Source organism: Variovorax sp. P1_G12 (assembly GCF_056405555.1).
On record NZ_JBFUBW010000017.1, the window covers coordinates 25,181 to 44,827 of the forward strand.

The following is a 19,647-nucleotide window of genomic DNA, read 5'->3' on the forward strand; positions in this document are numbered from 1 at the left end:
GCGGGGTCTCGCTCAAACTCGCCTTCGGCTCAAACAGTCGCGAGCCCTGATCCGCGTACCGCTGCGCTGCTCGGCGGTGCCTCAACGGCCGGCCCGGGGCATACCGCCCACCGCCGTGGAAACGTTGGGGGTGAACAGCCCCCCGCCACAGCTGCTCTGACCCGCAGGCCCTCGACGCTGGAGGCGCGCCCGTCCGTGGGTCCCCCCCGAAGCCCGGCATGCGGTGCGGGACGAGCGATCCCCTCTGCGCCGCTGAGGAGCGCAGCTTCAGGCGGATCAAGGGCCGCGCGTGTTTGAGCGCAGCGAGTTTGCGCGGACCCCGCCTGGAGCGAGCACCGCAAGGGAGCCCGAAGGGCCGGCGCAGTGGGGTCGTCCGGCCCGCACCGCATGCCGGGCGCGCTTCCAAGGAAACGGAAACGAAGAGCCTCATGCAGCCACCGGCGCATGGTGATCACCGCCCCCCATGTGCGCGCCAAGAACATGTCGCTCGGCAGTCGCAGCATCGGTCTCGTAGACGATCCGCCCTTCGCTCATCACCACGATCCGATCCGCCATCTCGAGCAGCTCGTCCAGGTCCTCGCTGATCAGCAGCACGGCACCGCCGCGGGCGCGCACCTGCACGATGCGGCTGTGAATCTCGGCCACCGCCGCGAAGTCCAGGCCGAACACCGGATTTGCCGCGATCAACACGTTGATGTCCCCGGCCAGCTCCCGCGCCAGCACCGCGCGCTGCACGTTGCCGCCCGACAGGCTGCGGATCGGCGCGCCCTCCCCCTGGGTCTTGACGCCGTACTCGGCGATCCATTCGCGGGCCCGGCTGCGCCACAGCGGGAAGTTCAGCACGTCGGCACCGAACGCCGGCCAGGCCAAAGGAGGCTGGTCGAAGTCGCGCAGCGCCATGTTCTCGGCCACGCTGAGGTCGCCGACGCAGGCGTTGCGCAGCGGCTCCTCGGGCAGGCTGCGCACCTTGAGGCGGCGGTTCTCCTCGCGCTTGGCGGCGTAGGGCTTGCCCATGACGGTCACGCGGCCCGCGAGGCGCGGCCGCTGGCCGACCAGGGCCTCGACCAGTTCACGCTGGCCGTTGCCCGAGACGCCGGCCACGCCGAGGATCTCGCCGGAACGCACCGACAGGCTCAGGTCATGCACCGCCAGCGTGCCGCGGTCGCCCAGGGCCCGAAGGCCGTCGACATGCAGCGCGATCGGGGCGTCGGGCGGGGTCGGCTGCATCGCATGCAGGGCGCGGCCGATCGGCGCGGCGGTGTCGCCCTCGGCGGGCGGCGGCGCTTCGCCCTCGCCCATCATCGCCGCCGCCAGCCGCGCGGGCGTGGTGTCGGCCACCTTGCAGTGATGCACCGCCTTGCCACGCCGCAGCACCGTGACGCTGTCGGCATAGGCCATCACCTCGCGGAACTTGTGCGTGATGATCAGCACGGTGCACAGGCCGCTCTGCGCAAACTCGCGCACATGGCCCAGCACCTCGTCGGCCTCCTGCGGCGTCAGCACCGAGGTCGGCTCGTCGAGGATCAGGAGGCGCGGCCTCAGGTAGAGCTGCTTGAGCAGCTCGAGCTTCTGCTTCTCGCCGGCCGCGAGTTCCGACGGACGCGCGTCGAGGGCGAGGCGGAAGGGCGTGCCGGCCAGGAAGTCCTCGAGCTCGGCGCGCTTGCGCTTCCAGTCGATCAGCGCCGGCGTCTTGCCGCCGGCCAGCAGCAGGTTCTCGGCCACCGTCATGCCGGGTGCCAGCGTGAAGTGCTGGTAGACCATGCCGATGCCGAGCATGCGGGCGACCACCGGGTTGGCGATGTCCTGCTCGCGGCCGTCGATCAGGATCGATCCCTCTTCGGCGCGCTGGAAGCCGGCCACGCATTTCACCAGCGTGCTCTTGCCCGCGCCGTTCTCGCCCAGGAGCGCGTGCACCGTGCCGGGCTCGACGTGCAGGGTCACGCGGTCCATCGCCGTGAAGCTGCCGAAGCGCTTGGTGAGCTCGTAGGTGTCGAGCGCCAGCGCGCCGGTGGCGGGAGGAAGCGGGGCGACGGGGGCAATCATGCCGTTCTCTCCGGTCTAGGGCTGTGGCAGCGCCTCGAGCAGCGCGCCCGAGTTCGCGTGCGCGCCGAACACGCCGCCCTGCATGGTGATCATCCTGAGCGCCGCGAGGTGGTTGCCGTGGTCGGTGGCCGCAGTGCAGTCCGACAACAGCAGGCATTCGAATCCGCGGTCGTTGGCGTCGCGCATCGTGGTGTGGACGCAGACGTCGGTCGTGATGCCGGCGAGGATCAGGTTCTCGATGCCGCGCGTGCGCAGCACCAGTTCGAGGTCGGTGGCGTAGAACGAACCCTTGCCGGGCTTGTCGATCACCACTTCGCCGGCGAGCGGCGCCAGCGCGGGAATGATCTCCCAGCCCGGCTCGCCGCGCACCAGGATGCGCCCGCACGGGCCTTCGTCGCCGATGCCCACGCCGTTGGCGCCGATCTGGCGCGAGCGCCAGCGCTTGTTGGCCGGCAGGTCGGCGAGATCCGGGCGGTGGCCTTCGCGGGTGTGGATGATGTGGAAGCCCAGCGGCCGCAGCCGCGCCAGCGTGCGTGCGATCGGCGCGATCGGCGCCTGCACGAGCGACAGGTCGTAGCCCATCACATCGACGTAGCCGCCCTCGCCGCAGAAGTCGGTCTGCATGTCGATCACGATCAACGCGGTGTTGTCGGGCCTGAGCGCGCCGTTGTAGGGCCACGGATACGGATCGGCCGCGACGAAGGTCGCGCGCGTGTCGAGGCCGGCCGCGAGGTCCATCGAGCCGGAGTCGCCAGGTCGGCCGGCGGCGGGACTGCTCATGGCGAAGACTCCTTGTGGTTCAACGTGTGGACGAGAGTTCGCCCGGGCTGCCCGCGGCGACGCTGCCGGGCCTGCAGGTCAGCACCAGGATCACCAGCGTGAGCACGTAGGGCACCGTGTTGAACAGGTGGTAGCCCCAGCCGACGCCGATCGATTGCAGCGCCGGGCCGATCGCGCCGGCGCCGCCGAACAGCAGCGCCGCGCCGATGCAGCGCAGCGGGCTCCAGCGCGCGAAGATCACCAGCGCGACCGCGATCAGGCCCTGGCCGCTCGAGATGCCCTCGTTCCAGCTGCCCGGATAGAACAGCGTGAGCGAGGCGCCGCCGAGCCCGGCGATGAAGCCGCCCGCGGTGGTGGCGGCGATGCGCAGCCCGGCGACCGAATAGCCGAGCGCCCGCGTCGCATTGGCCGAGTCGCCGGCCATGCGCACCAGCAAGCCGGCGCGGGTGCGCGCGAAGCCCCACCACAGGAACACCGCCAGCGCGATGCCCACCGGCACCAGCGCGTTGACCTGCAGCGCCGACCGGATCACCGGGTTGTCGCTCCAGTCGCCCAGCGGAATCGCCGGCAGTTGCGGTGCCTGCGGCTGGATCAGCGGCTTGCCCAGGTAGAAGGCGAGCCCGGTGCCGAACAGCATCAGCGCGATGCCGGTGGCGACGTCGTTGACGCGGTCGAGCGAGCACAGGAGCCCGTGCAGCAGCGCCAGCAGCGCGCCCGCGGCGGCGCCGGCCAGCACGCCGAGCCAGGCCGAGCCGGTGAGCCAGGCGCCGCCGAACGAGGCCATGGCGGAAAGAACCAGCACGCCCTCGAGGCCGAGATTGATGCGGCCCGACTTCTCGGTCAGGCATTCGCCCAGGCTCACGAAGAGGAAGGGCGCGCCGACGCGCAATGCGCCGCCGACGATGCCGGCCACGAGCGCGATCCACTGGTCGGAAGTCATAGAGCAACCTCCGCGCTGCGCGCTGCGGTATTCGACTTGGGAGCGGCCCGGCGTCTCATACGGGCTCCTTGGTCAGGCGCGGCTGCACCGCACGCGGCATGCGGTTCTTCAGCAGCGCCTTCCAGTCGATCATCCGCAGCCCCTCGCTCGCGAGGATCAGCACGAAGGCCAGGCCCTGCAGCACCAGAACCGAGGCATCGGGCAGGCCCAGGCGCCGCTGCAGCAGGCTGCCCGCGGCACCAAAGCCGCCGAACAGGATCGCCACCGGGATCACCGCCACCGGGTTGTGGCGGGCGATGAACGCGACCAGGATGCCGGCGTAGCCATAGCCCGCGATCAGCGAGGCGTTGGCATTGGTATGGACCGCCGCGACCTCCACCGCGCCGGCGACGCCGGCGAAGGCACCGCCCAGCCCGCAGGCCGCCAGGATCAGCCCGTTCGCCGGCAGGCCCACCAACTGCGCGGTGCGCGGGTTGCCGCCGACCACGCGGACCGAGAAGCCCGATGCGGTGGCACGCAGCCAGAGCCCCGAGATCGCGCAGGCCACGATGCCGATCACCAGCCCCCAGTGCACGTCGGAGCCGCCAATGCCGCCGATCGCGAGGCCGTCAGCGAGCGAACGGGTCGCCGGCTTGTTGAGGCTGGCCGGATCGCGCAGCACGCCCTCGACCAGGTGCTTGAAAAGCCCGATCGCGATGTAGGCCAGCAGCAGGCTGCTGATGGTCTCGTTGATGCCGCGGTACTGGCGCAGCCAGCCCGCCAGCGCGATCCAGGCAGCGCCGGCGATGGCGCCCGCGATGCACAGCAGCAGCGTGCCCGCGAGATTGGCCGGCAGCGGCAGCGCATAGGGCAGCGCCGCGGCGGCCAGTCCGCCGAGCACCAGGGCGCCCTCGCCGCCGATGATCACCAGCCCGGCGCGCGCGGGAATGGCCACGCACAGCGCGGTCAGCATCAGCGGCGCGGCGCGCTGCAGCGTGCTCTGCCACGAGAACCAGTCGCCGAAGGCCCCCTTGAAGAGAATGACCCAGACCTCCAGCGGACTCACGCCGGCGAACCAGACGAAGACGCCGAAGAGAAGCAGTGCCGCCGCGATGGCGAACACCGGCAGCGCGATCTCTTTCAATGCGTGGCGCATCGTCGGCTCGCGAAGTCAGGTATTCAGCCGACGGAACCTACGACGCCTTCGACCAGGTAGTTCATCTTCTCGAGCTCGAGGTCGGTCTGCTTGAGCGCCTTGCCGGCCGGGATCACGACCACACCCTTGTTGTCCTTCAGGCCGCCCTGGAAGATGTCGAAGCTGCCCGCGAGCATCCTGGCCTTGATCTCGTCGGCGTTCTTCCTGGCCGGGTCCGTGACCATCGGGCCATAGGCCGACATCTTCACGTAGCCTTCCTTGAGGCCGCCGCGCAGGAAGTTCGGATGCGGCTTGCCGGCCTGCGCCGCATCGACCACGGTCTTGTAGGCGGTGAGCCAGTTCCACTCGGCGCCGGTGAGGTAGGCGTTGGGTGCCAGCTTGGCCTGGCTCGCGTGGTAGCCGCAGACCATCTTGCCGCGCTTGGCAGCCGTCTCGACCACCACCTTGGGGCCGTCCACGTGCATCGTGAACACGTCGCAGCCCTGGTCGGCCAGGCTGTTGGTGGCCTCGGCTTCCTTCACCGCCATCGACCAATCGCCGGTGAAGATCACGCTGCAGGTGATGCCGGGCTTGACCGAGCGCGCGCCCATCGTGAAGGCATTGATGTTGCGCAGCACCTGCGGGATCGGCTTGGCGGCCACGAAGGCGATCTTGTTGCTCTTCGTCATGTGGCCGGCGATCACGCCGTTGAGAAACTGGCACTCGTCGATGTAGCCGAAGAAGCTGCCGACGTTGTTCGGGTGCTTGCCCTCGCTCCAGAGGCCGCCGCAATGGGAGAAGCGCACGTCCGGGTTCTTCGGCGCCACGGCCAGGATGTGCGGGTCGAAGTAGCCGAAGGAGGTCGGGAACAGCAGCTTGGCGCCATCCTGCGAAATCATGCCGGTCATGGTCTTCTGCACCGCCGCGGTCTCGGGCACGTTCTCTTCCTCGACCACCTTGAGGCCCGGCATCTTCTTGAGTTCGGCCGCCGCCAGCGCATGCGACTGGTTGTAGCCATAGTCGTCGCGCGGGCCGACATAGATCACGCCGACGGTCAGCGGCTTCTGCGCACGGGCCAGCGCGCTCCATCCACCCAGCGAGGTGGCGGAGGCCAGCGCGGCCAGGGACTTGAGGGAATCGCGACGGTTGAACTGGCTCATGGTGCTTACTCCAGGTGATGGAAGAATCAGAAGGCCGGGGTGTCCTGTCTTGGATACAAGTTGGTGTGCAAAAACCGTACCAGCGCCTTGCCCCCGAAATCAGGCCAACAGGCTCACGTGGGCCGCCACCACGCGCCAGCCTTGTGCGGTGCGCATCCAGGTCTGGCTCTGGCGCCCCGTCCTTGTGCTTCCTTCGCGCCGGAATTCGAGGTTGGCGGTGGCGAAGTCGCGGCCGTAGGTGGTGATGACCGTGCGCAGCACTTCGCGCGCCAGGCCCTGCGAGGGCCGCGCGGCGCGGAAGGCCTGGATCTCGTCGTAGCCGTAGAGGTTCTCGGTGGCGCCGTAGCGCAGGGTGTGCGGGCTGTTCCAGAACAGCTCGTCGAGCACCTCGACCTTGTTGTGGACCAGGGCGTCTTCGTAGCGGTCGCAGGCGGCCTCGACTTCGGCGAGCACCTCGGGCAGGTTGATGGGCTGGTTCATCGTCCCTCCTTCATCAAAGCGTTGCGACCGGCGACCGCACCACGCCGGCCGACTCGAGCGCGGCGGCGACGCGCAGCACCAGGTCTTCGCGCCACGGCGCCGCGATGACCTGCACGCCGATCGGCAGCGCGGGGTGGGCGCCCCACACCGGTACCGCGCACACCGGCAGGCCGATGCAGGAGATCGGCTGGGTCAGCAGGCCCAGGTTGGGACGCACCGGCAGCCGTCGGCCGTTGAGCTCGAACCATTCGGCGCCGATCGGCGTCGCGGCCGAGGGCGTGGCGGCCGCCAGCAGGATGTCGAAGCGCTCGAACAGCCGCGCCACCTGCTCGGCATAGAGCCGCCGCACGCGCTGCGCGCGCGCGACCCATGCGGCCGGCAGCAGCGCGCCGGCCAGGAAGCGGTCGCGCGACAGCGGTTCGAAGTCCTGCGCGCGCGTGCGCAGGTCGGGCAGGTGGAGTGCCGCGCCTTCGGCGTTGGTGATCAGGAAGGCCGCGGCCCGTCCGACCTCGACCATCGGCAGTTCGACCGTTTGGCTGGCGCCCAGCGCCTGGGCCACCGCGTCGACCGCGCTCAGCGCCTCCGGCTGGGCATGCTGACGGAAGTAGCCGCCCAGCACGCCGATGCGCAGCCCCCGTGCGCCGAGCGCCAGCGCCGCGGCCACCGGCTCGGCCGCGCGCTGCGCGCAGCCCGGGTCGCGCGGGCCGGGGCCTTCGGGGCCCTGCATCGCGTCGTAGGCCAGCGCCAGGTCGCGCACCGTGCGCGCGAACGGCCCGAGGTGATCGAGGCTGGACACGAAGGGAAAGCTGCCGGTGCGCGGCAGGCGCCCGAAGGTCGGCTTGAGGCCGAACACGCCGCACAGCGACGAAGGCACGCGGATCGAGCCGTTAGTGTCGGAGCCCAGGGTCAGCGGCACCTGGCCCCCCGCGACCGCGGCGCCCGAGCCGCCCGAGGAGCCGCCCGCGATGCGTGTCAGGTCGTGCGGGTTGTGGGCCGCGCCGACGTGGCTGTTCTCGGTCGTGAAGCCGTAGGCGTACTCGTCCATGTTGAGCGCGCCGACCAGCACCGCGCCCGCGCTCTCGAGCCGCCGCACCAGCGCGGCGTCGTCGCGCGCCGGCATGCTTTCGCGCTCGATCTTCGATCCGGCCAGGGTCGCGAGGCCGGCGATGTCGAACAGGTTCTTGACCGCGAACGGCACGCCCAGCAACGGCAGCTCGCGCGTGCGCGCGCCCTGGTCCGAAGCCAGCGACGCATCGACCTGCGCCGCGCGCCGCAGCGCGCGCGCGCGAACCACTTCGGTGAAGGCGTTGACACGGGCGTCGGTGGCCTCGATGCGGTCCAGGCTGGCCTGCACCAGCGCGACCGCGCCGACCGTGCCGGCGCGCACCGCACCGGCCATCGCCGACGCATCCTGCCGGAGCAAGTCCGAAGCGTTCATGCCTGCGTCTCCCGCGGCGCGACCGGCGAGAAGCTCAGCGCCGGCTCGTCGCGCTCGCCGAGCGGCACGGCGTCGACCAGCGCGGCAAACTCCGCGGCCAGCGCGAAGTAGCGCAGCACGCCGGGCCTCTGGTCGGGCCTGAGCTTCAGGCCGAGCATGGCCGCCGATGCATCGACATAGGCTTCGATCTCCGAAGGCGTCATGGCGGGACTCCTAGCGGCGCACTTCGCGCTGGAAGATCTCGAGGCTGAGCTTCTTCATGGCGACGAAGCTCGCCGAGCTCAAGGTCTCGAGCGTGCGCGGCCGCTCGTCGCGGTAGTCGAGGATCTCGGCCACCTTGGTCGGCCGCTTGGTCAGGAGCAGCACCTGGTCGGCGAGGTACACCGCCTCCTCGAGGTCGTGCGACACCAGCAGCATCGTGGTGCCGGTCTTCATGAACACCTCCTGCAGCTTCTCTCGGATGAAGAGCGTCATCTCGAAGTCGAGCGCCGAGAACGGCTCGTCGAGGAACAGCACCTCGGGGTTGGGCGCCAGCGCCCGCATGATCGAGGCGGTCTGCTGCTGGCCGCCCGAGAGCTCGTAGGGATAGCGCTTGAGGTCGAATTTGACGTCGAACGAAGCCACCAGCTCCGCCATGCGCCGGTCGACTTCGGCCTTGGAGCGGCCTTCCAGCTTGAGCGGATAGGCGATGTTGTCGATGGTGCGCATCCACGGGAACATCGCCTCGCGGTAGTTCTGGAACACGTAGCCGATCTTGGTGTCCTTGAGCGACTTGCCGTCGAACAGGATCTCGCCCGCGTCGATCGGGATCAGGCCCGCGATCATGTTGATCAGCGTCGACTTGCCGCAGCCGTTGGGCCCGAACACCGAGACGATCCTGTGCTTCGGGATGTCGAGGTCGAAGTTCTGGTACAGCGGCCAGCCCGCGAAGTGCTTGGTCAGCCCGCGGATGGTGATGTGGGTGCCGGCCGGGCCCGGGGTGAAGACCGGCTTCGGCACGTCGGCGTACACCGGGCCGTTGATGACGTTCTCGACGCTGGCTCTCATCTTCCGCTCCAGTGCACGATGCGGCGCTCGGCCACGAGGAAAAGGATGTTGAGCGCATAGCCCAGCGCGCCGGCCGCGAGGATCGAGGCGTACATGTCCTTCACGTTCATCACCTGCTGCGAGTTGATGATGCGGTGGCCCAGCCCGCTGTCGGAGCCGATGAACATCTCGGCCACGATCACGATCACCAGCGCCATCGACACCGCCGAACGCAGCCCGACGAAGGTCGGCTGCAGGCTCTCCCAGACCAGCACGTCGCGAAAGATCTGCCAGCGCGAGGCGCCCATGACCTTGGCCGCCATCACCCGCTGCTTGCGCGCGTTCATCACGCCGTAGGCGCTGTTGAAGACCACGATCAGGAGCGCGCCGAAGGCCGCGATCGCCACCTTGTTGACGTCCGACACGCCGAAGATCATCAGGAACAGCGGGATCAGCGCCGACGAGGGCGTGGAGCGGAAGAAGTCGATCAGGAACTCGACGCTGCGGTAGGCGCGCTCGTTGCTGCCGAGCAGCACGCCCAGCGGCACGCCGACGATGGCGGCGATCAGGAAGGCCTGCAGCGTGCGCCAGACCGTGACCGCGAAGTCGGTCAGCAGCGCGCCGCCGGCCAGCCCCGAGACCAGGGTGAGCAGCGTGTCGCCCGGCATCGGCAGCAGGATCGCCTTGATGAAGCCGAGCCGCACGGCCAGGTCCCAGACGATGAACAGCACCACCGGGCCGATGAAGGGCAGCGCCTTGACCCAGTGCGATTCGCGCGGCGGCGCGGCGTCGGCTCCGGTTGCGGGGGGCGACCAGGGCGCCGTGCCGGACGAGGGCGTCGTCATGCCATCAGCCCTTGTAGAGCATCGTGTCGACCATCAGGCGCGACGAGAAGATGCCCTTGTCGGAGAACAGGTCGAAGAACTTCTGGAAGTACGCGATGTCGCCGGGCGTGAACTCGTTGTACATCGTGTAGGCCGCCAGCGGCACCTCGCCGGTCAGCGGCCCCTCGATCGCGGTGTAGCCCTTGAGGTACTGGCGCGCCTCGGCCGGCTTGCTGCGCACGAAGGCCACGCCCTGGCCATAGGCGGCGATGAACTTCTTCGCCGCGTCGGGATTTTTCTTGATCAGCGCCGAGGTCAGCGAGGCCGAGCCGCCGAACCACGGGGCCATCGGATCGCCCAGTACGTATTTCGCGATCACCCCGGCCTCGAGCACACGGGTGCTGCCGTTGAGGCGGCCGATGGTGCCGGTCGGCTCCAGCGTGTAGCAGCCGTCGACCTGGCCGGCCGCGAGCGCCGCGACATGCTGGCCGATCGGCAGCTCGACCACCGTGGCGCCCGTGGCGCCGCCGCGTTCGAGCACCGCCTTGGCGAGCGTCACGTTCTGGATGCCGGGGCCGGAGGCCACGCGCTTGCCCTTGAGGTCGGCCATCACCTTGGCCGTGCTCGCGGTCGGCACCAGCACCTGGTCGAGCACGTTCCGCGCGTTGCTCGGGTTGGAGCAGAAGATCTTGAAGCTGCCCGGCGCGGCGATCTCGCCGATCGCGATGTTGGCCGAGCCGGTGCCGTTGGCGCTGCCGTCGCAGCGCTCGGCCAGCATCGCTTCCATGATCTGCTGCGCGCCGGCATAGCGCTGCACCTCGACGTCCAGCCCGGCCGCCTTGAAGTAGCCCAGTTCGACCGCGGCGTAGAACGGCAGGCCGGCCGCGATCGGCCAGTAGCCGATGCGGATCCTGGGCGCGCCCTGGGCTCGCACGATCGCGGGCGCGGCGAGCACCGCCAGGCCGGCCGCACCGGCCTGCAGCAGTTGGCGCCGCGAGGCCGGCGTGGCGAGAGTCAGGGGTTTCTTGCTGTGGGCCATGGCGTACTCCGGATGAAAAGTGGGAAGGGGTTCAGGTCGCGGCCGTGCTGCGCCCCGCGATGTAGGCGCGCCAGCCGCCGAGGGCGGTGATGTCGTCGGCGCCGGCCACCGCCAGCGCCTCGCAGAGGAAGCCCTGCACGCTGCGACCGTCCGCCAGCACGAGGCTTCCGATGCCCAGCGGCGCCGGGATCAGGGCGACGAAGCTGCCGTAGTGGGCCAGCGGCATGTCCCAGATCTCGATGGCGATCGCCGCGCCCTCGCCGGGCGCCACGCGCAGCAGCCCGGGCTTGGGCGGCACGGTGCCGGGCAGCGCATAGAGCCGGTAGTCCGACGCCGTGTGGGTCGCCGCGACCAGACGGGCGCCGCGCTCGGTGAGCTGGCTGTTCAGCGGCATGCCCGACAGGTGGGCGCCGACCACCGCCACGGCCACCGTCGGCGGCTCGGCAAGCACCGGAAGCGGCTCGGGCGCGGGCAACGGCTCCCGCGTGGCGCCGAGCGGGAGCCCGGTGGCGTGGTGGAAGCGCTGGCCCAACTCGGCCAGCTGGAAGTCGCTGCCGGCGCGGCCGATCAGCGTGATGCCGAAGGGCAGGCCGTCGTCGCGCAGGCTGGCCGGCACCGAGATCGCCGCGTAGTCCAGCAGGTTCACGAAGTTGGTGTATTCGCCCAGCTGGCGATTGAGCGCCACCGGGTCGGCCCGCATCGCCTCGATCGTGCAGTGGGTCGGCGCGGTGGGCACCAGCAGCACATCGATGTCGCTCCACATCGCCGCGGCGCGCTGGCCCAGCGCCTGCAGCTTCGTGCGGGCATCGACGAAGTCGGCGGCGCTGTAGCCGCGCCCCTGCGCAAGGATGCCGCGCACCGGCTCCATCACCTCGCTTTCGTGGGCATCGAAGAATTCGCGCACCGCGGCGTAGCGCTCGGCGACCAGGGCGCTGTCGTAGAGCAGCGCGGCGGCTTCGGCAAGCGGCGCGTAGTCGATCTCGACCGGCGTGCCGCCGAGCGAACGCATCCGTTCGATGGCGCGCGCGAAGGCCTCGGCCGACCGGGCGTCGCCGAAGAAGTTCAGCGCCGACGGGACGCCGAAGCGAAAGCCCGCGGACAGCGGCCGGGTCTCCAGCGCCAGACTGCGCCCGAAGGGATCCTCGGGGTCGTAGGCCATCGCCGCGTGCAGCACGCGCGCTGCGACCGCCACCGTGCGCGCAAAGATCGAGACGCAGTCGACGCTCTGCGCCGCCGGCACCACGCCGCGCGCACTCAGCAGTCCGCGCGAGGGCTTGAGGCCGACGATGTTGTTGAGCCCGGCCGGCACCCGGCCCGAGCCGGCGGTGTCGGTGCCGAGGGCGAAATCGGCCTGCCCGGTCGCCACCACGTAGGCCGAGCCCGAGCTCGATCCGCCCGAGACGTAGCGCGCGTCGAAGCTGTTGGGCACCGCGCCGTAGGGCGAGCGGGTGCCGTTCAGCCCGCAGGCGAACTGGTCCAGGTTGGTCTTGCCCAGGAGCGCCGCACCGGCATCGAGCAGCCGCTGCACCACCTGGGCGTGTGCCGTCGGGGTGCGGGCGAAGGCCGGGCAGCCGGCCGTGGTGGGCACGCCGGCGACGTCGATGTTGTCCTTGGCGGCGAAGCGCAGGCCGGCCAGCGGGCCGGTGGCAGCACCGCCCAGAGGCGCCGCGAAGCGCGCGATCCACGCCGCCGCGGCCCGGGCCTTCACCTGTTCGTCGGCCGCGCCCGTGGGCGGGGCCTTGTCATGCACCATCATCAAGCATCCTGTCTTGTGTACAAGATGCCTTGCAAAGGATGTGCCAGGCCTTCGCAAGCACGGGCGGATGCGCCGCGGTTCTCCCGGGCGTCAGGGCGCGTCAGCCGCGCTGAGTCTGTCGCGCTTATTGCGCTGCGCGAAGACGGCCTGACAGGCCTTCGACCTTGGGCACGTTGGCCTGCAGCACCTTGATGCGGTCCGGCCCGCTCGGATGCGTCGAGAGGAAGCCGATCGCGCCTTCGCTCTTCGATGCCTTCGCCATCTTGGTCCACAGCGACACCGACGCCTTCGGGTCGTAGCCCGCGCGCGCCGCGAGTTCGAGACCGACGAGATCGGCGTCCGTCTCATCGCTGCGGCTGAACTTGAGCGTGATGAGCTGGGTGCCGGCCCGGGCCGCCAGATCGCCGGCCTGGCCGAGACCGAACAACTGCGCCGCGATCGACAGCGCCGCCCCCGTTCCCGCGTTCTTGGCAAGCCGCGCCCGCGCATGCTCGCGCAGCGCGTGCGCCATCTCGTGGCCCATGACCATCGCGACTTCGTCGTCGCTGAGCTTCAACTGTTCGAGGATGCCCGTGAAGAAGGCGATCTTGCCGCCCGGCATGCAGAAGGCGTTGATCTGCTTGCTGCCGATCAGGTTGACTTCCCACTTCCACGACGCGGCACGCGGGTTCCATTGCGCCGTGAAGGGAGTGATCTTCGAGGCGATGGCCCGCAGCCGCTGCAACTGGGCATTGCTGTCGGGCGCGAGCGCGCCCTTGGCCTGAGCCTGCGCCAGGATCTGGTGGTATTGCTGGACGCCGGCGCGCTCGATGTTCTCCGCAGGCACCAGGTTGCGCGCCACCGACGCCTCGCCGACGTCGACCTGCGCCAGGGCGGGCGATGCGGCGGCAGCGCCCGCCGCCAGCAGGAAGGCGCGGCGTCCGCGAGCGGGAGCGGATCGAAAATCGCAGAGCAAACACATGCGGGAATAATAAGCAGCCCCAACGAACCTCTCTCAATGTCCGCACCATCGGCTGACGAAGCCCCACCTTCCCTGCCCTGGCGCGACGCGCTCAAGGTCTATCTCGAACCCGCAACTCTGCGCATGCTTGCGCTGGGCTTCTCCGCGGGCCTGCCGCTGCTGCTGGTGCTCGGCACGCTGAGCTTTCGCCTGCGCGAGGCGGGGGTCGATCGCACCACCATCGGCTTCCTGAGCTGGGTCGGGCTCGCCTACGGCTTCAAGTGGGTCTGGGCGCCGCTGGTGGACCGGCTGCCGATCCCGCCGCTGACCACGCTGCTGGGCCGCCGCCGCGGCTGGCTGCTGCTGGCGCAGATGGGCGTGATCGCAGGACTCGCCGGCATGGCCTTCAACGACCCGCGCGACGGCCTGCCGCCGCTCGTGTGGTGCGCGCTGCTGGTCGCCTTCTCCTCGGCGACGCAGGACATCGCCCTCGACGCCTTCCGCATCGAATCGGCGGCCACGCGCAAGCAGGCCGCGCTGGCCGCCGCCTACCAGACGGGCTATCGGCTGGCGATGATCTGGGCCGGCGCGGGCGTGCTCTGGGTCGCGGCATGGGCTGAACTGCCCGGCCTCGCGGGCTACCAGAACAACGCCTGGAAGACCGCCTACCTCGTGATGGCCGCATCGATGGCGGTGGGCGTGCTCACCGTGCTGCTGTCGCCGGAACCGGTGCGCGCCACGCTGCCGCAGCCGAAGACCGCCGCCGCCTGGTTGGAGAGCGTGCTGGTCGAGCCCTTCGCCGACTTCATCCGCCGCTACCGTTGGCAGGCGGTGCTGATCCTGTCGCTGATCGCGGTCTACCGGATCAGCGACGTGGTGATGGGCATCATGGCCAACCCTTTCTACGTCGACATGGGCTTCACCAAGGACGAGGTCGCCACGGTCAGCAAGATCTACGGCGTGGTGATGACGCTGGTCGGCGCCTTCGTCGGCGGCGTGCTGTCGATGAAGCTCGGCGTGATGCGGGTGCTGATGCTGGGCGCCGTGCTGAGCGCCGCCAGCAACCTGCTGTTCGCCGGGCTGGCCTCGCGCGGGCACGACCTCACGGCGCTGGTGCTGGTGGTGTCGGCCGACAACCTGGCCGGCGGCATCGCCTCGGCGGCCTTCATCGCCTACCTGTCGAGCCTGACCAACATCAACTACTCGGCCACCCAGTACGCCCTGTTCAGCTCGCTGATGCTGCTGCTGCCCAAGTTCATCGCCGGCTATTCGGGCGTCTTCGTCGACGCCTTTGGCTACCAAGCCTTCTTCATCGGCACGGCGGTGATGGGGGTGCCGGTGCTGCTGCTGGTGGCGCTGGCGTCGCAGGCCGCCAAGCGCGGCAAGGCCGATGCGCCTGATTCGCCCTAGGCGCCCTGCCCTGAGGCGCCCGGCCGCAGGGTCCAAGCCCTGACCGACCGCGGTGGATCGCGCCCAACTGGTAGGCTGTCGTGTTTCAGCCATCGCAACGTGCCCACCGTGACACCTTCCCGCATCCTCCCCTTGCAGATCAGCGCCTTCACCGCGACCTCGGCCGTCGGTGTGGGCAAGGCCCCGCTGCTCGACGCGCTCGAGCACTCGCGCAGCGGCCTGCGCGCCAACGACTTCGGCGCCTCGCCGCTGCCGACCTGGATCGGCCGCGTCGACGGCCTCGAGGCGCTCCGGCTGCCCGAGGAACTCGCGGCCTGGGACTGCCGCAACAACCGCCTGGCCTGGCTCGGGCTGCAGGCCGACGGCTTCAATGAAGCGGTCGCCGCCGCGCGCGAGCGCTACGGCCCGACGCGCATCGCGCTGGTGCTCGGCACCTCGACCTCCAGCATCGGCGAGACCGAGGCCGCCTACACGCAGCTGGTCGACGGCGCCTTCCCCGCCGCCCAGCAGCGCCCCATGGTTCACACGCCGCACTCGCTCGCCCTCTTCGTGCAGCAGGCGCTGGGCCTCGAAGGCCCGGCCGAAACCATCTCCACCGCCTGCTCGTCGAGCGCCAAGGTGTTCGCCTCGGCCGAGCGGCTGATCCGCCTCGGCCTGGTCGACGCGGCCGTGGTCGGTGGCGTCGACACGCTGTGCGGCAGCGTGCTGTTCGGCTTCAACTCGCTCGAACTGGTCTCGTCCGCGCCCTGCCGCCCCTTCGATGCCGCACGCGACGGCATCAGCCTCGGCGAAGCCGCGGGCTTCGCGCTGGTCGAGCGCGGCCGCGGCCGGCTCGAATTGCTGGGCTATGGCGAGGCCAGCGACGCCCACCACATGTCCACCCCGCATCCCGAGGGCCTGGGCGCCGAGAAGGCGCTCGACGACGCACTGGCGCGCGCCGGCCTCGCGGCCGACGCCATCGACTACATCAACATGCACGGCACCGCGAGCACCAAGAACGACGAGGTCGAAGGGGCCCTGGTGACGCGCCGATTCCCCGACACTATCCACGCCAGCTCGACCAAGGGTTTCACCGGCCACACGCTGGGCGCGGCCGGCATCGTCGAGGCCGTGATCAGCCTGCTGGCGATCGAGACCGGCCTCAAGCCGGGCACCGTCAACACCACCACGCTCGATGCCGAGTGCGGACCGCAGATCAAGCTGCAGCCCGCGCGCGGCGAGGTGCGCTACGCGCTGAGCAATTCCTTCGGTTTCGGCGGCAACAACTGCTCGCTGGTCTTCGGCAAGGGAGCCGCCACATGACGACGAACAAGACCCCCACGCTCTACATCGAAGGCCCGGCCTTCTGGGCCGCGACGCTGCCCGGCTGGGAGATCGCCAGCGCCGTGTTCCGCGGCGAGGGCACGCCGGCCGACCCGCCGGCCAAGCGGCCCTCGCCGCAGCTGCTGGCGCCGGCCGAACGCCGGCGCGCCCCCGACACCGTGGCGCTGGCGCTCGAAGTGGCCGCCGCCGCCGTGGCCGGCTCGGGCCGCAACGCGGCCGACCTGCCCTGCGTCTTCGCCTCGGCGCATGGCGACCTGGGCATCAACGACTACATGTGCGGCACGCTGGCGGCCGATCCGCTGCTGCTGTCGCCGATCAAGTTCCACAACTCGGTGCACAACGCCGCGGTCGGCTACTGGACCATCGGCACCGGCTGCATGGCGGCCAGCAATTCGCTCGCGGCCTACGAGAGCAGCTTCGCTGCCGGCCTGCTGGAAGCGGCGGCGCAGTGCGCCGCCGACCAGCGCGCCGTGCTGCTGGCCGGTTACGACATGCCGGCCGTGGGCGCGCTGGCCTCGGTGACGACCAGCCGCGAGATGCTGGCCGTGGCCCTGGTGCTGTCGCCCACGCGCACCGAACGCACCGTGGCGTCCTTCGAGTGGTCGCTGGCCGGCGGCGCCCTGCCGGCGACGCGGGCCCGCTGCGCCGCGGCACGCGCGCTGGAAGTCAACGCGATGGCCGACGCCCTGCCGCTGTTCGAGGCGCTGGCGCGCGGCGAGTCCGAGTCGCTGAGCCTGCCGCTGTCGGCCACGCTGTCGCTGCAGCTCCAGCTGCAACCGGAACTGCAGCTCGAACCGCAGGACTGACGCCCCATGGACGCGAGCCGCCCCGCACACGATGTCGTGATCATGGGCGGCGGGCTCGCAGGCCTCACGCTGGCGCTGCAACTTCGCCAGCGCTTTTCCGAGATCGATGTCGTGGTGCTGGAGCGCCGCACGCATCCGGTGCCGCACGCGACCCACAAGGTGGGCGAATCATCGGTCGAGATCGGCGCCCATTACTTCGATACCGTGCTCGGCCTCAAGCCGCACCTTCATGGCGCCCAGTTGCGCAAGTTCGGCTTCCGCTTCTTCTTCAGCGAAGGCCGGCGCGACGTCGACCAGGTGACCGAGATCGGCGCCAGCCGCTACCTCTCGGTGCCGAGCTACCAGATCGACCGCGGCATCTTCGAGAACTACCTGGCCCAAGAGGCCGGGCGCCAGGGCGCGCGCTTCATCGACCACGCGACTGTGCGCCGGATCGACCTGGCCGACGATCCGCGCCGGCTGCATCGGATCGAATGGTCGCGGGGCGGCGAGACGCTCGAGATGCACACCCGCTGGCTGGTCGACGCCTGCGGCCGAGCCGGCCTGCTCAAGCGCAAGCTCGGGCTCGAGCAGGCCAACGCGCACGACTGCAACGCGGTCTGGTTCCGCATCGGCGAGCACATCGCGATCGACGACTGGTCCGACGACCCGCACTGGCGCACGCGCTGCTGCGAACCGCCGTCGCGCTGGCTGTCGACCAACCACCTGGTCGGCGCCGGCTACTGGGTCTGGCTGATCCCGCTGGCCTCGGGCTCGCATTCGGTGGGCATCGTCGCCGACCCGCGCCTGCACCCGCTGGAGCGGATGGACACCTTCGACAAGGCGATGCTGTGGCTCCAAACCTGGCAGCCGCGCCTCTTCGATGCGCTCGACGGCAAGCGCCACCGGCTGCAGGACTTCGCCTTTCTGCGCAACTTTTCCTACGGCTGCAAGCAGGTGTTCTCGGACCGGCGCTGGGCGCTCACAGGCGATGCCGGGCTGTTCCTCGACCCCTTCTATTCGCCGGGCAGCGACTTCATCGCGGTGGCCAACACCTACATCTGCGACCTGGTCGGACGCGACCGCGCCGGCCTCGCGCTGGCGGCGCGGGCCCAGCTCTACGACCAGATCTACCACTCGTTCTACGAGAGCACGCTGGCGCTCTACACCGACCAGTACCCGCTGTTCGGCGACCCCGAGGTGCTGCCGGTGAAGGTGATCTGGGACTACAGCTACTACTGGGGCGTGCTGGCGCAGATCTTCTTCCAGCGGCGGCTCACCGACCTCGCCCTGCTGGGCAGCCTGCGCGGCGAGCTGCAGCAGGGCCAGCGCCTCAACGTCGCGGCCCAGGCCTTCTTCCGCGACTGGTCCGCCGTGAGCCACCGGCGCAATCCGGCCGTGCTGCTCGACCAGGCCGCGCTGCCGTGGTTCGCCGAACTCAACCGCAGCCTGAACGACACCCTCGACGACGACGCCTTCAGGCACCGCATGCGCCAGTCGGTGGACCGGCTGAGCGCCCTGGCCGGCGAGATGCTGGCCCGCGCCAGCCGCGACCACCCGGGCCTGGACGGCGGCGCGCTGTCCGCGCTGCTGGCGCAGGCGACCGCACCCGCCGGCGCGCCGCCCGGGGCCCTTCTTTTCGCCGCCGGATGAAACCGCCGGCGGCAAGGTTTACCCAACTTTACGAAGCGTTCAAGCCTGCGCCACCCCGCAGGAGGAAGCTAGCCCCCTGAGTACAACCACCGTGGCACACCGCGCGGAGACACCCCGAATGAGCACCCCGCAACTCCTGATGATCGAAGACGACACCCGCCTGGCGCAGATGGTGGGCGAATACCTGACGCAGTCGGGCTTCGGCTTCTCCCACGCCGCCGACGGCGCCAGCGGGCTCGAGATGCTGCAGCAGCGCTCGCCCGACCTCGTGATCCTCGACCTGATGCTGCCCGACACCGACGGCCTCGAGGTCTGCCGGCGCATCCGCGCGCTGCCGGGCGGCCAGGCCAAGGTGTCGGTGCTGATGCTGACCGCCAAGGGCGATCCGATGGACCGCATCATCGGCCTGGAGATCGGCGCCGACGACTACCTGCCCAAGCCCTTCGAGCCGCGCGAGCTGCTGGCGCGCATCCGCGCCGTGCTGCGCCGCCGCGGCGAAACCGCGAGCAATTCCGAGGGGCCCGCCGTGATGCGTTTCGGCACGCTGGACATCGACCGCAACGCGCGCACCGTCACGGTGGGCGGCGCGCCGGCCGACCTCACCTCCTACCAGTTCGACCTGCTGGTGGCGATGGCCGAGCGCGCCGGCCGCGTGCTCACGCGCGACCAGATCATGGAAGCCGTGCGCGGACGCGAGCTCGAGGCCTTCGACCGCTCGATCGACGTCCACATGGGACGCATCCGGGCCGCGATCGAGGTCGACGCCAAGAACCCCAAGCGCATCCTCACGGTGCGCGGCGTGGGCTACGTCTTCGCCAAGCAGCAAGACTGAATACATGGCCCCCACGCTCCTCACTTCGTGTACTCGCTGCCCCCCGAGGGGGCCCAGTCCGCCTTGGGGCGGCCCGGCGGCGGACATGGCCCCCACGCTCCTCA

18 protein-coding genes are annotated in these 19,647 nt (G+C 70.3%); 5 read left to right on the top strand and 13 right to left on the bottom strand.

Annotated elements, in window-relative coordinates; translation table 11 throughout:
• Positions 1–426: 426 nt before the first annotated feature.
• The 13 genes from AC1D2O_RS19975 to AC1D2O_RS20035 all read right to left on the bottom strand — a co-directional run bounded on the left by AC1D2O_RS19975 (position 427) and on the right by AC1D2O_RS20035 (position 13,561).
• Complete coding sequence (locus AC1D2O_RS19975; RefSeq protein ID WP_478087092.1) at positions 427–2,043, bottom strand: ABC transporter ATP-binding protein; 1,617 nt, start codon at positions 2,041–2,043, stop codon at positions 427–429.
• A gap of 15 nt (positions 2,044–2,058) precedes the next feature.
• Positions 2,059–2,781, bottom strand: a complete 723-nt coding sequence (biuH, locus tag AC1D2O_RS19980; protein WP_478087103.1) for a biuret amidohydrolase — start codon at positions 2,779–2,781, stop codon at positions 2,059–2,061.
• Between the two features lie 61 nt (positions 2,782–2,842).
• On the bottom strand, positions 2,843–3,763 hold the full coding sequence (locus tag AC1D2O_RS19985) for an ABC transporter permease (protein ID WP_478087090.1): 921 nt from the start codon (positions 3,761–3,763) through the stop codon (positions 2,843–2,845).
• A 55-nt stretch (positions 3,764–3,818) separates the two neighbouring features.
• A complete protein-coding gene (locus AC1D2O_RS19990; protein ID WP_478087088.1) occupies positions 3,819–4,898 on the bottom strand; it encodes an ABC transporter permease in 1,080 nt (359 codons plus the stop codon).
• A gap of 23 nt (positions 4,899–4,921) precedes the next feature.
• Positions 4,922–6,037, bottom strand: coding sequence for a BMP family ABC transporter substrate-binding protein (locus AC1D2O_RS19995; RefSeq protein ID WP_478087087.1), 1,116 nt, complete (start codon positions 6,035–6,037; stop codon positions 4,922–4,924).
• Between the two features lie 99 nt (positions 6,038–6,136).
• Entirely contained in the window at positions 6,137–6,517 is a 381-nt protein-coding gene (hpxZ, locus tag AC1D2O_RS20000; RefSeq protein WP_478087085.1) for an oxalurate catabolism protein HpxZ, read from the bottom strand.
• Between the two features lie 13 nt (positions 6,518–6,530).
• Positions 6,531–7,955 (bottom strand): AtzE family amidohydrolase, encoded by a 1,425-nt coding sequence (locus tag AC1D2O_RS20005; RefSeq protein WP_478087084.1) that lies wholly within the window; start codon positions 7,953–7,955, stop codon positions 6,531–6,533.
• Positions 7,952–8,158 carry a DUF4089 domain-containing protein gene (locus AC1D2O_RS20010; RefSeq protein WP_478087083.1) on the bottom strand — a complete coding sequence of 69 codons (207 nt, stop codon included), beginning with the start codon at positions 8,156–8,158 and terminating at the stop codon, positions 7,952–7,954. The genes AC1D2O_RS20005 and AC1D2O_RS20010 overlap by 4 nt, the downstream gene beginning before the upstream one ends.
• Positions 8,159–8,168: 10 nt before the next feature.
• Positions 8,169–9,002: an ABC transporter ATP-binding protein gene (locus AC1D2O_RS20015; protein WP_478087081.1), complete on the bottom strand. Its 834-nt coding sequence runs from the start codon at positions 9,000–9,002 to the stop codon at positions 8,169–8,171.
• A complete protein-coding gene (locus AC1D2O_RS20020) occupies positions 8,999–9,826 on the bottom strand; it encodes an ABC transporter permease (protein ID WP_478087079.1) in 828 nt (275 codons plus the stop codon). The genes AC1D2O_RS20015 and AC1D2O_RS20020 overlap by 4 nt, the downstream gene beginning before the upstream one ends.
• 4 nt (positions 9,827–9,830) lie before the next feature.
• Positions 9,831–10,844, bottom strand: coding sequence for an ABC transporter substrate-binding protein (locus AC1D2O_RS20025; RefSeq protein WP_478087077.1), 1,014 nt, complete (start codon positions 10,842–10,844; stop codon positions 9,831–9,833).
• Between the two features lie 31 nt (positions 10,845–10,875).
• Positions 10,876–12,600, bottom strand: a complete 1,725-nt coding sequence (gene atzF, locus AC1D2O_RS20030) for an allophanate hydrolase (RefSeq protein ID WP_478087075.1) — start codon at positions 12,598–12,600, stop codon at positions 10,876–10,878.
• 124 nt (positions 12,601–12,724) lie between these two features.
• The gene (locus tag AC1D2O_RS20035; RefSeq protein WP_478087074.1) at positions 12,725–13,561 is read right to left on the bottom strand and encodes a M48 family metallopeptidase; all 837 of its coding nucleotides are present in this window, start codon (positions 13,559–13,561) and stop codon (positions 12,725–12,727) included.
• 36 nt (positions 13,562–13,597) lie between these two features.
• Here AC1D2O_RS20035 and AC1D2O_RS20040 point away from each other — a divergent pair, with 36 nt between their 5' ends.
• The 5 genes from AC1D2O_RS20040 (at position 13,598) to AC1D2O_RS20060 (ending at position 19,543) form a co-directional block, all read left to right on the top strand.
• The gene (locus tag AC1D2O_RS20040) at positions 13,598–14,950 is read left to right on the top strand and encodes an AmpG family muropeptide MFS transporter (protein WP_478087073.1); all 1,353 of its coding nucleotides are present in this window, start codon (positions 13,598–13,600) and stop codon (positions 14,948–14,950) included.
• 108 nt (positions 14,951–15,058) lie between these two features.
• Entirely contained in the window at positions 15,059–16,252 is a 1,194-nt protein-coding gene (locus AC1D2O_RS20045; RefSeq protein WP_478087072.1) for a beta-ketoacyl-[acyl-carrier-protein] synthase family protein, read from the top strand.
• Positions 16,249–17,079 (top strand): beta-ketoacyl synthase chain length factor, encoded by an 831-nt coding sequence (locus AC1D2O_RS20050; RefSeq protein ID WP_478087070.1) that lies wholly within the window; start codon positions 16,249–16,251, stop codon positions 17,077–17,079. The genes AC1D2O_RS20045 and AC1D2O_RS20050 overlap by 4 nt, the downstream gene beginning before the upstream one ends.
• A gap of 6 nt (positions 17,080–17,085) precedes the next feature.
• A complete protein-coding gene (locus AC1D2O_RS20055; protein WP_478087069.1) occupies positions 17,086–18,711 on the top strand; it encodes an NAD(P)/FAD-dependent oxidoreductase in 1,626 nt (541 codons plus the stop codon).
• Positions 18,712–18,829: 118 nt separating this feature from the next.
• Positions 18,830–19,543, top strand: a complete 714-nt coding sequence (locus tag AC1D2O_RS20060; protein WP_478087067.1) for a response regulator — start codon at positions 18,830–18,832, stop codon at positions 19,541–19,543.
• Positions 19,544–19,647: the final 104 nt, after the last annotated feature.

Coding starts and splice junctions, on each gene's coding strand:
- AC1D2O_RS19975 (WP_478087092.1), bottom strand. CDS start 2,043: ATGATTGCCCCCGTCGCCCCGCTTCCTCCCGCCACCGGCGCGCTGGCG.
- biuH (WP_478087103.1), bottom strand. CDS start 2,781: ATGGACCTCGCGGCCGGCCTCGACACGCGCGCGACCTTCGTCGCGGCC.
- AC1D2O_RS19985 (WP_478087090.1), bottom strand. CDS start 3,763: ATGACTTCCGACCAGTGGATCGCGCTCGTGGCCGGCATCGTCGGCGGC.
- AC1D2O_RS19990 (WP_478087088.1), bottom strand. CDS start 4,898: ATGCGCCACGCATTGAAAGAGATCGCGCTGCCGGTGTTCGCCATCGCG.
- AC1D2O_RS19995 (WP_478087087.1), bottom strand. CDS start 6,037: ATGAGCCAGTTCAACCGTCGCGATTCCCTCAAGTCCCTGGCCGCGCTG.
- hpxZ (WP_478087085.1), bottom strand. CDS start 6,517: ATGAACCAGCCCATCAACCTGCCCGAGGTGCTCGCCGAAGTCGAGGCC.
- AC1D2O_RS20005 (WP_478087084.1), bottom strand. CDS start 7,955: ATGAACGCTTCGGACTTGCTCCGGCAGGATGCGTCGGCGATGGCCGGT.
- AC1D2O_RS20010 (WP_478087083.1), bottom strand. CDS start 8,158: ATGACGCCTTCGGAGATCGAAGCCTATGTCGATGCATCGGCGGCCATG.
- AC1D2O_RS20015 (WP_478087081.1), bottom strand. CDS start 9,002: ATGAGAGCCAGCGTCGAGAACGTCATCAACGGCCCGGTGTACGCCGAC.
- AC1D2O_RS20020 (WP_478087079.1), bottom strand. CDS start 9,826: ATGACGACGCCCTCGTCCGGCACGGCGCCCTGGTCGCCCCCCGCAACC.
- AC1D2O_RS20025 (WP_478087077.1), bottom strand. CDS start 10,844: ATGGCCCACAGCAAGAAACCCCTGACTCTCGCCACGCCGGCCTCGCGG.
- atzF (WP_478087075.1), bottom strand. CDS start 12,600: ATGATGGTGCATGACAAGGCCCCGCCCACGGGCGCGGCCGACGAACAG.
- AC1D2O_RS20035 (WP_478087074.1), bottom strand. CDS start 13,561: ATGTGTTTGCTCTGCGATTTTCGATCCGCTCCCGCTCGCGGACGCCGC.
- AC1D2O_RS20040 (WP_478087073.1), top strand. CDS start 13,598: ATGTCCGCACCATCGGCTGACGAAGCCCCACCTTCCCTGCCCTGGCGC.
- AC1D2O_RS20050 (WP_478087070.1), top strand. CDS start 16,249: ATGACGACGAACAAGACCCCCACGCTCTACATCGAAGGCCCGGCCTTC.
- AC1D2O_RS20055 (WP_478087069.1), top strand. CDS start 17,086: ATGGACGCGAGCCGCCCCGCACACGATGTCGTGATCATGGGCGGCGGG.
- AC1D2O_RS20060 (WP_478087067.1), top strand. CDS start 18,830: ATGAGCACCCCGCAACTCCTGATGATCGAAGACGACACCCGCCTGGCG.